Origin of the sequence: Pontibacter deserti (assembly GCF_023630255.1) — a bacterium.
GTDB classification, from domain to species: Bacteria; Bacteroidota; Bacteroidia; order Cytophagales; family Hymenobacteraceae; genus Pontibacter; species Pontibacter deserti.
In genome coordinates this window covers 1,625,852-1,640,008 of record NZ_JALPRS010000001.1, presented here as the reverse complement: position 1 = coordinate 1,640,008, position 14,157 = coordinate 1,625,852, and the positions used below count along the sequence as shown (strand labels likewise).

The 14,157-nt window shown below is 43.7% G+C and carries 10 protein-coding genes; 3 read left to right on the top strand and 7 right to left on the bottom strand.

Annotated elements, in window-relative coordinates; all coding sequences use genetic code 11:
- Nucleotides 1-23 precede the first annotated feature (23 nt).
- The 5 genes from MJ612_RS07045 to MJ612_RS07025 all read right to left on the bottom strand — a co-directional run bounded on the left by MJ612_RS07045 (nt 24) and on the right by MJ612_RS07025 (nt 6,809).
- Nucleotides 24-1,517 carry an amino acid permease gene (locus MJ612_RS07045; RefSeq protein WP_187032757.1) on the bottom strand — a complete coding sequence of 498 codons (1,494 nt, stop codon included), beginning with the start codon at nt 1,515-1,517 and terminating at the stop codon, nt 24-26.
- A 116-nt stretch (nt 1,518-1,633) separates the two neighbouring features.
- Nucleotides 1,634-1,993 (bottom strand): hypothetical protein, encoded by a 360-nt coding sequence (locus tag MJ612_RS07040; RefSeq protein WP_187032755.1) that lies wholly within the window; start codon nt 1,991-1,993, stop codon nt 1,634-1,636.
- 22 nt (nt 1,994-2,015) lie between these two features.
- Entirely contained in the window at nt 2,016-3,752 is a 1,737-nt protein-coding gene (locus MJ612_RS07035) for an amino acid permease (protein ID WP_187032753.1), read from the bottom strand.
- A gap of 15 nt (nt 3,753-3,767) precedes the next feature.
- A complete protein-coding gene (locus MJ612_RS07030; protein WP_187032751.1) occupies nt 3,768-4,862 on the bottom strand; it encodes a lysylphosphatidylglycerol synthase transmembrane domain-containing protein in 1,095 nt (364 codons plus the stop codon).
- 9 nt (nt 4,863-4,871) lie between these two features.
- The gene (locus MJ612_RS07025) at nt 4,872-6,809 is read right to left on the bottom strand and encodes a KUP/HAK/KT family potassium transporter (protein ID WP_187032749.1); all 1,938 of its coding nucleotides are present in this window, start codon (nt 6,807-6,809) and stop codon (nt 4,872-4,874) included.
- Nucleotides 6,810-7,310: 501 nt separating this feature from the next.
- Here MJ612_RS07025 and MJ612_RS07020 point away from each other — a divergent pair.
- Together MJ612_RS07020 and MJ612_RS07015 are read left to right on the top strand one after the other, a co-directional pair.
- Nucleotides 7,311-8,963 (top strand): peptide MFS transporter, encoded by a 1,653-nt coding sequence (locus tag MJ612_RS07020; protein WP_187032747.1) that lies wholly within the window; start codon nt 7,311-7,313, stop codon nt 8,961-8,963.
- A 180-nt stretch (nt 8,964-9,143) separates the two neighbouring features.
- The gene (locus tag MJ612_RS07015) at nt 9,144-10,046 is read left to right on the top strand and encodes a magnesium transporter CorA family protein (RefSeq protein ID WP_187032745.1); all 903 of its coding nucleotides are present in this window, start codon (nt 9,144-9,146) and stop codon (nt 10,044-10,046) included.
- 385 nt (nt 10,047-10,431) lie between these two features.
- On the opposite strand, the gene MJ612_RS07010 is transcribed toward MJ612_RS07015, so the two are convergent.
- Together MJ612_RS07010 and MJ612_RS07005 are read right to left on the bottom strand one after the other, a co-directional pair.
- On the bottom strand, nt 10,432-11,034 hold the full coding sequence (locus tag MJ612_RS07010) for a pseudouridine synthase (protein WP_187032743.1): 603 nt from the start codon (nt 11,032-11,034) through the stop codon (nt 10,432-10,434).
- Nucleotides 11,035-11,067: 33 nt separating this feature from the next.
- Complete coding sequence (locus MJ612_RS07005; RefSeq protein ID WP_187032741.1) at nt 11,068-12,549, bottom strand: N-acyl-D-amino-acid deacylase family protein; 1,482 nt, start codon at nt 12,547-12,549, stop codon at nt 11,068-11,070.
- 247 nt (nt 12,550-12,796) lie between these two features.
- On the opposite strand from MJ612_RS07005, the gene MJ612_RS07000 reads away from it, so the two are divergent.
- On the top strand, nt 12,797-14,068 hold the full coding sequence (locus MJ612_RS07000; RefSeq protein ID WP_187032739.1) for a M48 family metalloprotease: 1,272 nt from the start codon (nt 12,797-12,799) through the stop codon (nt 14,066-14,068).
- The last annotated feature ends 89 nt before the right edge of the window (nt 14,069-14,157 follow it).

Here is a 14,157-nt window from a genome sequence, read left to right as displayed (position 1 = left end):
CCCATAAGGTCACCTGGCTAAAATTAAATTACAGGTACCTTTGCAGCTTCGTCAGCCTCGTTCTGCTTGCGCAGCTTGCTGTGCTTACGGCCATACAGGAAGTAAATAGCTATACCAATAGCCATCCAGATGATAAGACGTAACCAGGTGTCAAAACCAAGGTTGACCATCATATAACCGCAGATCAGGATACCCAGAATAGGAACCAGAGGTACAAACGGTGTTCTGAACGGACGCTTCAGGTCTGGGCTTGTACGGCGCAGGATAATGATACCAGCACACACAATCACGAATGCTAGCAACGTACCAATACTTACCAGCTCACCAAGCAAACCGATTGGGAAGATACCAGCTATAACAGCAGCAACTAAACCTGTAACGATAGTAGTGACGTAAGGCGTGTTATATTTAGGGTGTACTTTACCGAAAACTGCAGGTAACAAACCATCGCGACTCATAGCAAAGAAAATACGAGGCTGACCCATTAACATTACCAGAACCACAGAAGCAAGCCCAGCCACAGCACCAATACCTGTAAAGAAGTATAACCACTGCAATGAAGGACCAGCAGCCTCAAGAGCTACAAGAACCGGATCCGGAACGTTAAGAGTCTGGTAAGGAACAAGACCTGTAAGTACAAGCGACATCAACACATACAATAACGTACAGATACCAAGTGAAGCAAGCATACCAATCGGCATATCGCGCTGTGGGTTTTTAGCTTCCTGAGCAGCAGTACTTACTGCATCAAAACCAATGTAAGAGAAGAATACGATAGCGGCACCGGCTACCACACCCTGCCAGCCATAACGCGTACCGCCTTCAGCTAACACTTCTTTTGCCGGGATAAATGGCTCCCAGTTAGCAGAGTTTACATATTGGAAACCAAAACCGATAACCAGTAATACGATTGCTACTTTAACAACTACAATAACGTTGTTGAACTTGGCAGACTCCTGAATACCAATTACAAGCAGGGCGGTCATCACAAGTATAAGTATAATGGCAGGCAGGTTAATGATAGCGCCGGTTGTTTCAAAGTTACCGCCAACATACGAAAGTGGGGCAGCTGCTACAACTTCCGGTATCGTAATACCTATAGATTTAAGTAAGCTTACAAAGTTACCGCTCCAGCCTACTGCTACAGTTGCTGCACCGAACAGGTATTCCAGGATAAGGTCCCAGCCAATGATCCAAGCGATAAACTCACCAAGTGTAGCGTACCCATACGTATAAGCACTACCCGCAATCGGAATCATGGAAGCAAATTCGGCATAGCAAAGGCCGGCAAACAAACAGCCAAGGCCAGCTATAATAAAGGAGATAACAATAGCTGGACCGGCAGCGTTGGCAGCAGCAGTACCCGTTAAAACGAAGATACCCGCTCCAATAATGGCGCCTATACCCAGCATGGTCAGGTTAGTGGCAGTGAGCGTACGTTTAAGGCCGTGCTCTCCGCTCTCTGATTCGCGAATCAGTTTTTCGACAGATTTTGTCGCAAAAATGTTTTTTGACATTGAGAAGATAAGTTAGTAGGTTGGTTTTGTTAAAGTTAGTCAAGTAAAATAGCTGCTATTATACAAATTATTTTGCAGCAGCAGAAAAATCTACAAAAACATAAACATAAACTAAACTAAGGCCCATTAGGGAATATCTGGAAACGGATAATAGCTGATACACAAGCTACTACAACGGCATCTGGTTTGAGGGAAGAAAAAAATGCTGAGAGCCGAAATGACCAGGAAGGAAAAGTATAAACAGTGAAAAACGACTCTGTAGTGCCTGAAGAATATTGTAGAGGTGATGGTTCTGTCCAGGCTACTGGTGTTCCCTGGTTTTCGGGAGTAAGCTTCTCCTTGTTCTGAACAGAAGAAGTATGAGAAGAAACCTGCTTAGCTGCGTGCTTTTGCAGCGTATATGTAACAGAAAAGCAAAACATAGCGGCCCACAGCAGCAGGAGCAGGGGAGTAGCTATGTTTTGCTTCCTATTCAAGGTATAAAAGCTTTAAGACTGACTATAACTCGTGCTTTTTAAGCTTACTGTTGCGGTAACCGTATGCAAAGTATAGAACCAAGCCTAATGCCAGCCAACCCAGGAAACGGCTCCAGTTGGTAATGCCTAGCTCAGTCATCAGGTATAAGTTGGTCAATAAACCAAGTACCGGGATCAGCGACAGGTTACGCGTAAAAGAAAGCACAGTCATAATAGCGGCTATCACAACAAAGCCCAATAAAGGCAGTTTGTGCTGGAATTCTTCCCATCCGCCTTCAGTGCTCAGGAAGCCACTCATAGCCTCTCCGTTATAAATGTACAGCAATGCCAGTAGTCCGATCATCAGTAATGGCAATGTATACTTTGCATTGATATAAGGTACTCTGAAACCTTTATGAAGTGTCTCTACCTGCTTCTGTTTTTCTTCCATAACCAGTATACCACCGCACACCAGCACAAACGCAAACAAGGTACCTATACTTGTAAGATCGGTTACCTCCGTAAGGTTCATAAACAGGGCTGGAACAGCTACTACAAAACCAGTAACTATAGTTGCAAACCAGGGAGTTTTATGTTTCGGGTGAATGCTTGAGAAGATCTTTGGCAGAAGTCCGTCGCGACTCATACTCATCCAGATACGTGGCTGGCCATACTGAAATACAAGAAGTACACTGGCCATAGCCACAATAGCACTTACAGCTACTATGCCAGCCATTGCATCCAGGTTAACTCTTGAGAAAACATATGCTAATGGGTCGCCGACAGCCAGTTCATTGAAAGGCACCATACCCGTTAATACCAATGCCAGGATTACGTAAAGTGTGGTGCAGATCACTAAAGCCAGGATCATGGCGCGTGGCAGGTCGCGTTGCGGGTTCTCACACTCTTCGGCTGTAGTAGAAATGGCATCAAATCCAATGTAAGCGAAGAATACCGCTGATACACCTTTCAAGATACCAGAAATGCCGTTTGGTGCAAACGGAGACCAGTTATCAGTATTCACATAAAATGCACCTACTGTAATAACCAGAAGTATAACTATAAGCTTTAGCAGTACCAGCAGGTTGGCAGTACGCTTTGATTCTTTAATGCCAATATAAACCAGGTAAGTGATAAGTACGGTAATAGCCAGGGCCGGAATATCGGCAACTAGCTTAATGCTACCAATAGCAGGCGCATTCTGCCATGCCAGGTAAGCCTGCTGAATACCGGAAGGAAGATCACTTAGCGCCTGACCCTGAGCCAATAGTTTAGTAGCTTCGTCAAATCCGCGGGAAGCGCTCAGGAAGTCCATTGTCAGGTATTCCGGCATCCCCATGCCAACTCCCAGCAGCACAGCTGTAAAGTAATCTGACCAGGAAATAGCTACAGCAATGTTACCGATAGCATATTCCATCAGTAAGTCCCAGCCAATGATCCAGGCTACTAATTCGCCAAAAGAAGCATACGCATAGGTATAGGCGCTACCGGAAACAGGTATAGAGGAAGCAAACTGGGCATAGCAAAGTGCTGAAAAACCGCAGGCAATAGCCGTGAATATGAACAGGAGAGACACGCCTGGTCCGCCGGCGGCGCTTGCGTTACCGATCGTACTGAAAATACCAGCCCCGATGATGGCAGCGATGCCAAAAGAGACTAGGTCCTTCAGGCGAAGCGTTCGCACCAGGTTAGTGCCTTGTATGTTATCATCTAATTCGTAATCGGCAAGTAAAGCCGTACCGCTCTTACGACGGGTAATGTTCTGTAAGAATTGACGCATGTAGTACAGGTGTTGTTAAGCCATCCGTTGTTGGACAGGTTGTTTTATGGTGTCAGTGTTGTTGTCGGATGCCTCTTTACTGAAAATACGTGCTGCCCAGCGCGGGAAAACAATAGCGCCGATAAGCAAATACAGGTAGTAAGTAAGCAAGCGATAGAGCAAGATAATAATTGTTGTGAAGCTCCCAATGAAAACACCAAAAAAAGCCGGAAAAGCCAGCTCTGCAAAACCCGCCCCTCCAGGCGTAACAGACACAAACAGAACGATTTTATAGATCAGGTTGCGTGAAAAAATAAGTATATGGTCGCTTAAGCTAAGATCAGCAAAAGCTGCTATCAGGCAACCAATTATAATGTAACGCGCCGTCCAGACAAAAAATGTGGAGCCACAGGCGTGCAGCCAGTAAGACAGCGTTTTAGTTTTAAGATGTTTGGATGCAATCAGGAGCTCGTTTGCGTGCTGGAACAACGCAATTCTCCAGCGTTTAAAAGGCCTGAGCTGCCCAACACGTATCATCAGCCTCTTTACACCTTTCGGGTTTATGAACAGCGCATAGAACATTACAAAGGCATAGATCGCGATCAGCAGATAAGAAACAAAGAAAGCGATGCCAATGCTGCTGCGTAAGGCTGGATTAATGCCCTTGATTTCTGGAAGCAGCTGATCCTGCGCAAGCAACAATACTGCAGGAACAGCCAGCACAAAGTATAAGTTATCGAGCATGGCTGTCACCATTACCTGTGCTATCGATTTTCCGAGTGAGATCTTCTCTTTAAAGAGTATAAAGGCCGCTACCGTAGAGCCACCTACAACCGAAGGAAGCACACACGAAGCGAATTCCCAGAGCATGATCACATTAAAGCTCTGTTTCCAGCTTAGTGCTTTTTCTGTGATATACCGGATACGATAGATGTAACCGAAGTCGCGGACAAAAAGCACGAATAGCGCCATAGCAGCCCAGAAAAGATTTGCCTGTTTCAGCGTTTCCAGCTGGCTTGGGTCATAGTTACGGTACAGCATGTAGCTTATTACGCCCAGGCCCAGCAGCATCGGAAGTATAATCCGACGGGCTGAAAATTTCTTTTGCAACTCTTCTTTGGTTAATGCCATGTAGTTATGTTAAGCTGTAATGCGTTTTAGTTGTGGTAGCTGTACCGGCCGGATAACCAACGGAACCTTCTCAACTTTTACAGAGCTGGTATCCAGGCCGAACCACTTACTTTCAGAGCTTGTATACTTCTTGATGTTAAAATACCATTCCATGATCAGGCGCTTCACAAAGGGCAGGTCGTTTTCGTAAGAGAGAAATTTCTCGAGTACAACAAACCGGAAGTCACCGATCAGGTTTTGTTTGCTAAGGGAGTCGTAACGGCTGGTAATATCCACTTCACCGTTCTCTACCAGTTCTTCCACCACTTTCCTGAAAAACAGGTTAATACGTTGCTCTACCCTAAAGCCAAGTTTAAAGTCGATACGAATAACATCACCGGCATCCAGTTTCTTTACTTTATATTCTGTAGTGTACGGTTCATCTGTCGTTTCTACGTGCACAAACCAGTAAATATCAGCGCGTTTCGGCCTTTTCTGGAAGATGGAGTAAATCACTTTCGATTCCACATCCTTCGGTTTCGGTGCACTTGTCATAAACACCAGGTGCGTGGTATACTTCGGTATGGTATCGTCAGCACTCAATTCTTTCAGAGCCGGCAGGTAATCTTTCAGGCGCACATATTCCGTCAGGCTGCGCTTAATGTAGAATGCCTTGATCCAGATGTACATCACTGCGAGCAGTAAGCCTCCGATCATTAGCGACACCCAGCCACCATGCGGGAATTTGCTTAAATTAGCCACCATAAAAGCGGACTCAATAGATATGTACACCAACAGGAAAAGGCTAACCAGTACCCAAGACTTGCATTTTGTATACAGGTAGTAGCTCATTAGGATGGTAGTAGAAAGCATCGCCATCGTAATAGCCAGGCCATAGGCAGCTTCCATATGCTCAGATTCACGGAAGTATAAAACCACGCCTACACAGCCAATCCATAACAGCCAGTTTATACTTGGTACAAAAAGCTGACCTTTTAAGTTAGTTGGATAAACCAATTTTACACGTGGCCAAAGGTTAAGGCGAATAGCTTCTGAAATGAGTGTAAATGAACCGGATATTAAAGCCTGGCTAGCAATAATTGCGGCTATAGTTGCAATAGCAATACCGATCAGCAGGAACCATGAAGGCATAATACCATAAAAGGGATTTTCTCTAAGTACACTGCCTTCTTTTGTCATTAACCAGGCACCCTGGCCCAGGTAGTTCAACAGCAAACAAATCTTTACAAATCCCCAGCTCAGGCGAATGTTTGGTCTTCCGCAATGGCCCAGGTCGGAATAAAGTGCTTCGGCACCTGTGGTACAAAGAAAAACAGCTCCCAATACCCAGAAACCTTCCGGGTAATTTACCAGCAGGTTGTAAGCATAGTATGGGTTAAGCGCATTTATGATCTCAGGGTGTTCGGCAAGAGATACGACACCTAATGCGCCAAGCATGGTAAACCATAAGAACATGATCGGACCAAAAGCCTTACCCACGATCTCAGTACCAAAACTCTGCATCAGAAATATGATGGTAAGTATGGTAATAACGATCGGAACTGTTGGTATATCAGGGTTCAGGATGCGCAGACCTTCTATTGCTGATGAAACAGAGATAGGAGGTGTAATGATACCATCTGCCAGCAAAGCGGCACCCCCGATCATGGCAGGCACAATTAACCAGGGGGCCCGGCGCCGGATCAGAGTATAAAGTGAGAAGATACCACCTTCGCCGTTATTGTCGGCTTGCAGGGTAAGCAGCACATACTTTAAAGTGGTTTGCAGCGTTAGTGTCCAGAATACGCAGGAAATGCCACCGTATACTAATGCCTGTGAGATTGGGGCCTCACCCAGGATGGCCTTCATCACATACAGCGGCGATGTACCAATATCGCCGTAAATTATACCAAGTGAAATTAAAACACCGGCCGTAGAAACGGCATTGGTTTTAGAATGGTTACTCATTAATGAACGTGTAAGACGTATAAAAAGCTAAGCTACAACACCAGCAACAGCCACTAAAGTTTAATGGGTACATAAATATTTCCGGTGTTGAGGTTGTTTGATTAAATGTAGTTCAGAGGCCGTTTAAACCTGATTAGTTTTCAAAACAGAAGGCTTTGTAAAAACAACTGAATAAGCAGCTTAAAATCAATTCTAAAAGTTAAGATTATACTTAGAGCCAGACCCGGCTTCCAGAGAAGGATAGAAGAGGTTACTATCCTGGTACATACGGTTTCTTTATAACATAGCAACACCTGTTGTTTTTCAGGCACGCAAAGGAATAGAGTTGTTGCTTCGAAAACAATATCTCTGCGAAAGATTTTATTGTCTTTGCTAAAAAGATGTTCAAATTTTTCCTTTTCAGGTATAAAAATTGCGCCGGAGTATGAGCTGTAATCCCTGTTTTATTTTGTGGGTTGGCAAAGTCTGCTTATTTTCATGCATCAATTATCTAACACCTTCATGTCTACAACTAAATCTAAACACCCTAAAGGACTGTATTACCTGTTCTTTTCAGAGATGTGGGAGCGTTTTGGCTTCTACCTGATGCTGGCCATTTTTTTCCTGTACATGATCGATGCGCAGAACGGTGGCCTCGGGATATCTAAAGAAAGTGCTTCAGATATCTTCGGTACTTTTATCGCGTTTGTATACTTAACACCTTTTGTGGGTGGTTTGCTTGCCGACCGTGTATTAGGTTACAGGCTTTCTATCTCGATTGGAGGTATTCTGATGGCTATTGGCTATGTGGGGCTTGCCCTGCCAGGCGACCTGGCTATGATCGTGTCGCTCGGACTAATCATTATCGGTAACGGTTTTTTTAAGCCAAACATTTCCACTTTATTAGGTGGCTTATACTCGGCCCCTGAATACCAGGATCAGAAAGATACCGGCTACAACATCTTTTATATGGGTATAAACGTGGGGGCTTTTATTGCGCCTTTTGTGGCGTCTTACCTGCGTAATAACTATGGCTGGGGCTATGCATTTGCTGCTGCCGGCGTAGGTATGTTGCTGGGTGTTATTATCTTCTGGCTAGGTAACAAACATTATAAAGAGGCCGATGTACTGAAGCCTGCCAATGCGAACGATATGTCGCTGACGCGCATTTTCAGCATTGTTATTTTGCCTGCTGTAATTGCCGGTGTGCTGGGCTGGGTATTAATTCCTAGTAACGTTTTCGGGTCAGATTCTACAGATGCTTTTATTTTCGGAGCTATTCCGATTATGGTGTTCTATGGTTCTCTATGGACGCGTGCTTCTTCTGAGGACAAAAAACCGATTGCAGCACTGCTTTCTATTTTTGCTGTAGTTATTGTGTTCTGGGCAATATTTAAGCAAAATGGTACTGCCCTTACCACCTGGGCCGAATATTACACTGACCGTGAAATGGCGGACGGGCTGCGTGGACCAGCCGGTGCAATTGGCATGGTACAGGAAGTTGATCAGAGTGTGGCTACTGTTCCGGATTACGACCAGAATTTCAGAGCACGTACCGATGCCGAAGGTAAAGTAATCACGAAAGAAGGTGTCGCGCCTTACCTGAACAACCTGCCGGAACAGAACTGGCCGGTAGAGGGTAAGCCATTGTCCCTGATATCAACAGAGCTTTTCCAGTCTATTAACCCGTTCTTCGTGATACTGCTTACACCGTTGGTGGTTTGGTTCTTCGCATTCCTGCGCAAGCGTGGCAAAGAGCCATCTACACCTGCTAAAATTATGTGGGGACTTGTAATTACAGCCATGAGCACGCTGGTAATGGTAGGAGCTGTGTTTGCTGGTATGAACGGTGCCGAGAAAAGTTCTGCGATGTGGCTGGTTGGTTCTTATGCAGTTATTACCATAGGAGAGTTGTTCCTGAGCCCAATGGGATTGTCACTGGTTTCGAAGCTGAGCCCACCGCGCCTTACAGCCCTGATGATGGGTGGCTGGTTCCTGGCAACCTCTATAGGTAACAAGCTATCCGGTGTGCTGGCAAGTATGTGGGATAAATATGATCACAAAGCATTCTTCTTCCTGGTGAACTGTATTGGTTCTTTATTAGCCGCATTTGCGATTTTCCTGATGCTGAAGTGGCTTCGCCAGATTGTACTGGCCCATACCGGTAAGAACTAAGATTATATTTGTATTTATATTTATACTTAAAGATCCGCCCGGGCATACCGGGCGGATCTTTTATTATGTAGTATATACAGGATTTAATTTTAATACTTACTTTTTGCAGACGCAGTAACTAACACTAACTTGTGCCGTGCGTACAGCAACTTGAGTTTATATCTATAAATTAAAGCACCCGTGCAACAAACCTTTTACTCTTCTCAGGATAATAGTTGGGAATGGATTGATGTCGAGAATCCTTCTGCTGATGAACTGCAGGAACTGGCACAGAAGTATGGCCTGCACCCATCTTCGGTTCGGGATTGTTTACAGCCAGAGCACCTGCCTAAATTCGAGATCGCGAATGATATCATATTTATTATCAGTCGGGTTTATGATCATAAAGCACACCTGGAAGCAGATACAATTCAGGAGCTTACAAATAAACTGGCTGTCTTCTTTCATGATAAATTCATCATTACCATTCACCGTCATCCACTGGACTTTATTCCGGAAATTAAGGAGAAGTATATAGATACAGGAAGTATAAAGTTCCCGAAAGCTTTATTGACAAGAATTGTTCGGGCCGCATTCCGCACCTTTGAGGAACCAGCTTTAAAACTGGCGAACGACCTGGATTATTATGAAACAAAGACTTTTCTGCAGGTAAAGCCGAACTCTCTTACAAAAGGCTTATACCATCTTAAACGTAAGGTTTCGGTGTCAAAGAGGGTGTTACAGCTTTCTGAGGTTATTCTATATAATCTGCGCCTGCAACATCTTCCGTCTACTGAAATGCAGGACCTGCACGACCTTTATGTGCACATGGTAACGTTGTACGAAGAACTGAATGATAGTACCAACAACCTGGTTAATACTTATATTTCCCTATCGTCGCAGAAAACCAACGAAGTGATGCGGGTACTTACTATTTTTTCGGTATTCTTTATGCCGCTTACCTTTATAGTTGGTATTTATGGGATGAACTTCGAGTTTATGCCGGAACTGGAAACAAAGTATGGCTACCCAATGGTCATTGTATCAATGTTATTAATCACAATGGTGATATATTTCTGGTTCAAGCGCAAAGGCTGGCTATGATTGTTACCAATATTTGACGAAAGAAAGTTAATATTTTCCCCAGTTATAAATTCGTCTCTGCATGATTAGAATAAGTATATATCCTAAAGGAAAGCTGACCAACCACGTATTGATTAAATCTAACTGATAATAAGTTATAAAGTAAATTAGGCAAAGAGTCGAAGCTAACAAACTTACAGAAATTGAAAATTTTGGAATTGAACTATAAGTGCCAAGAATTAAGAAAGGAAGAGTAATAATAAGCATTAAAATTAATAGTTGGACTGATTCAATATTTCTAAATGCAGAGTCCATTACTGCTAAACACAATCCAAATTCAATTAAAGCAATAGTTACTATCCATATCAGAATTAAAAGTAGTTTCTTCTTCATCTAATGCAAATTATTAATTGCTTAACTCTAAACTATAAGCCGGCCCATTTATCATCGAAAAATCTCCAGCTTCCACTACTTTCCCGGACTGCAACTCACCTAACTGAATGCCACCTATCCTGACTCTAACCAAACGTAGCGTCGGAAAGCCGGCAGCAGCAGTCATTTTACGAACCTGTCGGTTTTTGCCCTCAGTTAAAGTAATGGAAACCCAGCTGGTAGGCCCATGGCGGTCGTCGCGAATTTTACGGCTGCGTTGCGGAAACCCGGGGTCCTGTTCCAGCCTGAAGGCGGCGCAAGGCAGCGTTTTATACTTGTCACCACCAATGCCAATCTCTACACCTTCCTGCAATAGTTTTATCGCTTCGTCAGTTATCAGGCCATCTACCTGGGCATAGTATTCTTTTTCGATATGTTTGCTACGTACCTGCTCGCTTACTTTGCCATTAGTGGTGAGCAATAATAAGCCTTCACTGTCTTCATCCAGTCTGCCTATAGCCATTGTGCCTTCCGGAAAATCGTGTAGCTCGCCAAGCATTTTTTTGTTTTTATGCTCGCAAACAAACTGACTCAGGTAGCCATAGGGCTTATGTACTATAAAATGGCGGTGTGTCATAAGAGGGTACTATAAAAGCGCAAGTTACGCAATTTATAGTTGAGGCTTTCGCAGCACACGGCCGTTTCGTTCCCCGGTAAAGCTTTCCTGTTCCTTCACCACTTTGCCATTAACAATCACATACCTGAAACCTGTTGAAAGCTGCATCGGGTTTTCGAAAGTAGCGTTCGCTTTTATTTCAGTAGGGTCGAAGAGTAACAGGTCTGCTTTGTAGCCTGGTTTTATAAAGCCACGATCTGGTATGCCTATAGTTTCGGCGGTGAGGCCGGTCATTTTACGTATGCCTTCTTCCAATGAGAAAAGCTGCTTTTTTAGCACAAAGGTCTCTATCATTTTAGCAAAAGAACCAAAGCTACGCGGATGGTTCATAAAAGGGCTGCCATCGGTGCAAAGCATAGTGTAAGGATATTGCAATAGAGTATCCTGAAGGGCTTCATCCATTATAAAATAAGCGCCGAAAGCACCATAAGGGCCAATGTTATCGCGCAACACTTCTTCAAAAGGTTTATCCAGCTCAATAGCAATTTGTCCCAACGTTTTGCCTTTAAATGGACCTGTTCCCAGTAAGGTAGCTTCAGGGCCATTGCGCTGTTCGATCTTACTTTTCAGAAATTGTTTTAACTCTTCGCCACGACTCGCTTTTACTTCTTCATAATCATAAGGCAATTTGGCCCAATCGGGGAAAAGGATCTCGATGGAAGTATAACTGGCAGTATAAGGGTAGAAATCTGCTGATGCTTTGATGCCGTTGTCGCGGGCATTATCCAACAACTTACATATTTCTTCGGCGCGGCTGGTGCCTTTGCCATAAACCACTTTTATGTGCGATATCTGAACTGGGCAGTACTGGCCCTGAGATAGTAGCTCCTCTATGGCAGGAATTATAGTTGCGTCGTTCTCCGAACGCATGTGGCTCATGATCATACCGCCTCGTTCGCCAACAATCTTCGCCAGCCTGTCGAGTTCCGGTGTCTGGCAGTTAAAGCCGGGGTTATATTCCAGCCCGGTCGTCATCCCAAAACAGCCCAGATCCATACCTTCGTGCAGCAGTTGCTCCATTTCGGTAAGATCTTCCTCGGTAGGCTCAGGTTTATACTTTGTCCCCGATTGCATCCGGATCGTGTTATGGCCCACAAACATCACAATGTTCACGCCCGGCTGTAGTTCATCCACGCGGTTCATCCAATTGCCTAAGGCTTCACCGGAAGTATAGCTGTCTTCGCTCAGGTCGGGGCTGAAGCCATCCTGACCAAGGCAAATAGTAGTTACACCCATCGACAGAAAATTATCGAACGCAGGAGTTTTAAAAGGCTCACCATGGGCATGGGCATCAATAAAACCTGGAGTAAGTATAAGTCCGCTGCCGTTGATAATATTTTTTGCGGTATAAGAAGTTGCATTGTGTTTCCCGATCAGTATGATCTCATCATCTTTTACCCACACATCGGCAACGTAAGGAGCTTTTCCTGTTCCATCGTGTATAGTTGCACCTGTTATCAGCAGATCGTAGTTCATGAGTAGCCTATAGTTTATTTGCTTATACGAACATACATAATTAACTCTAGCGGCAGCAATTATTTATAGAATTATACAAATATAACACAGGCTATACATACTTTATAAGATTATTTTATTAGAATAATTTTAATATATAATTGTGTTATATAGTAAATCTGTATTAATAAAGTCATAAATAATAGATGTAAAATGCAACAAAAAGTTCTTTTTTATGGTAAGAGTTCTGAAACAAGCTTTTACCCATATGAAAACCACATCCATTAAGGCGGCACTCCTGTGCTGCGCAGTCAGCTTCATTACTTTTTCCTGCGACAAGGAGGACACACTCAACGAACTGGAAGCGTCTTCCAGTAGGGAAGTTTCAACAGAAGCCGAGAGTCGGCAGGTAGTATTAACAGAGAAAGCAGCGGCATTAACCAGCGAATCAGGTGAAAGTACTTCGGATGCTGTAACCCAGCAATGGCTTGAAGTACTTGCTGGTAGAGCAGTTTCTCCGACTGAATGTGCTCCAACCGCTTTGAATGCAGCTATCAGACCATATGTACTGCAGTTTGGAGAACACGAATGGGAATGGTATAGTTATTTGGCGCTTCTTAATCAACTTTATGCTGGTTATTTAGATAACTCCTCTCAACATTTTGGCGCAGCAGGAGAATTAACTGATTTTGCAGCTAAACATAAACGTAATTTAGAGTCGTTTTGGAGTATGGCAAATCAGGTAGCTTTAATAGGACAGCACAATAGCACGCTCCTGAACCGGGATGCAATTGCACAAATTTATATGGCATTTGTAGGCGCACCTTCTGCAACTGCTTATAAGTGGGCTGATGAAGATATAGAGCTGGGGATGAAGCCAAGTCAAGTTTTCCAGACAACGCCACTTCTGTCGTTAGATGGATTTGCCACTACAGGTAAACGCATAGTAATAGGGGATGGGATTATTAAGGTATTAAATGATGCAGGCACAGACAGTAAAGTTGCTTTTGCAGGTGTGCTGGCACACGAGTGGGGGCACCAGGTACAGTTCAAGAATTTCAAAAGCTGGTTTGGGGTAGAGTTTAATAAATATCCATATACTGCTGAAGGAACAAGGTTAATGGAACTGGAAGCTGATGTACTTACAGGATACTATCTGACTCATAAGAGAGGTGCAACCTATAACTGGAAAGATGCAGCTCAATTCCTTCAGTTATTTTATAACATCGGCGACTGTTCTTTTACCTCAGAAGGACACCATGGAACTCCTAATCAACGTATGGCTGCAGCTCGTTTGGGTTGGGTTATAGCCAAAGTAACTTACCCGGTAGGGCATATTTTAACTGCCGATGAAGTGCATGCCTTATTTAATGCTGCTTTCAATGATATTCTTGCAAATACTATTGAGAGTACTGATGTGTATGCCAGCCTGAAAAGTGCAGACTTGAAAAACATGTATACCAAAATACTTGGCTATGAAGAAGAGCTTACAGCTATTGCTAGTGGTGCATTAGATCAAAGTAGTATTGAAAACCTGTAAGTATAAGCCAAAACAACTATAACTACATTTTAAGCTAACTATAAAAGCCGCTTCTGCACCTGAAGCGGCTTTTATAGTTATATACTTTA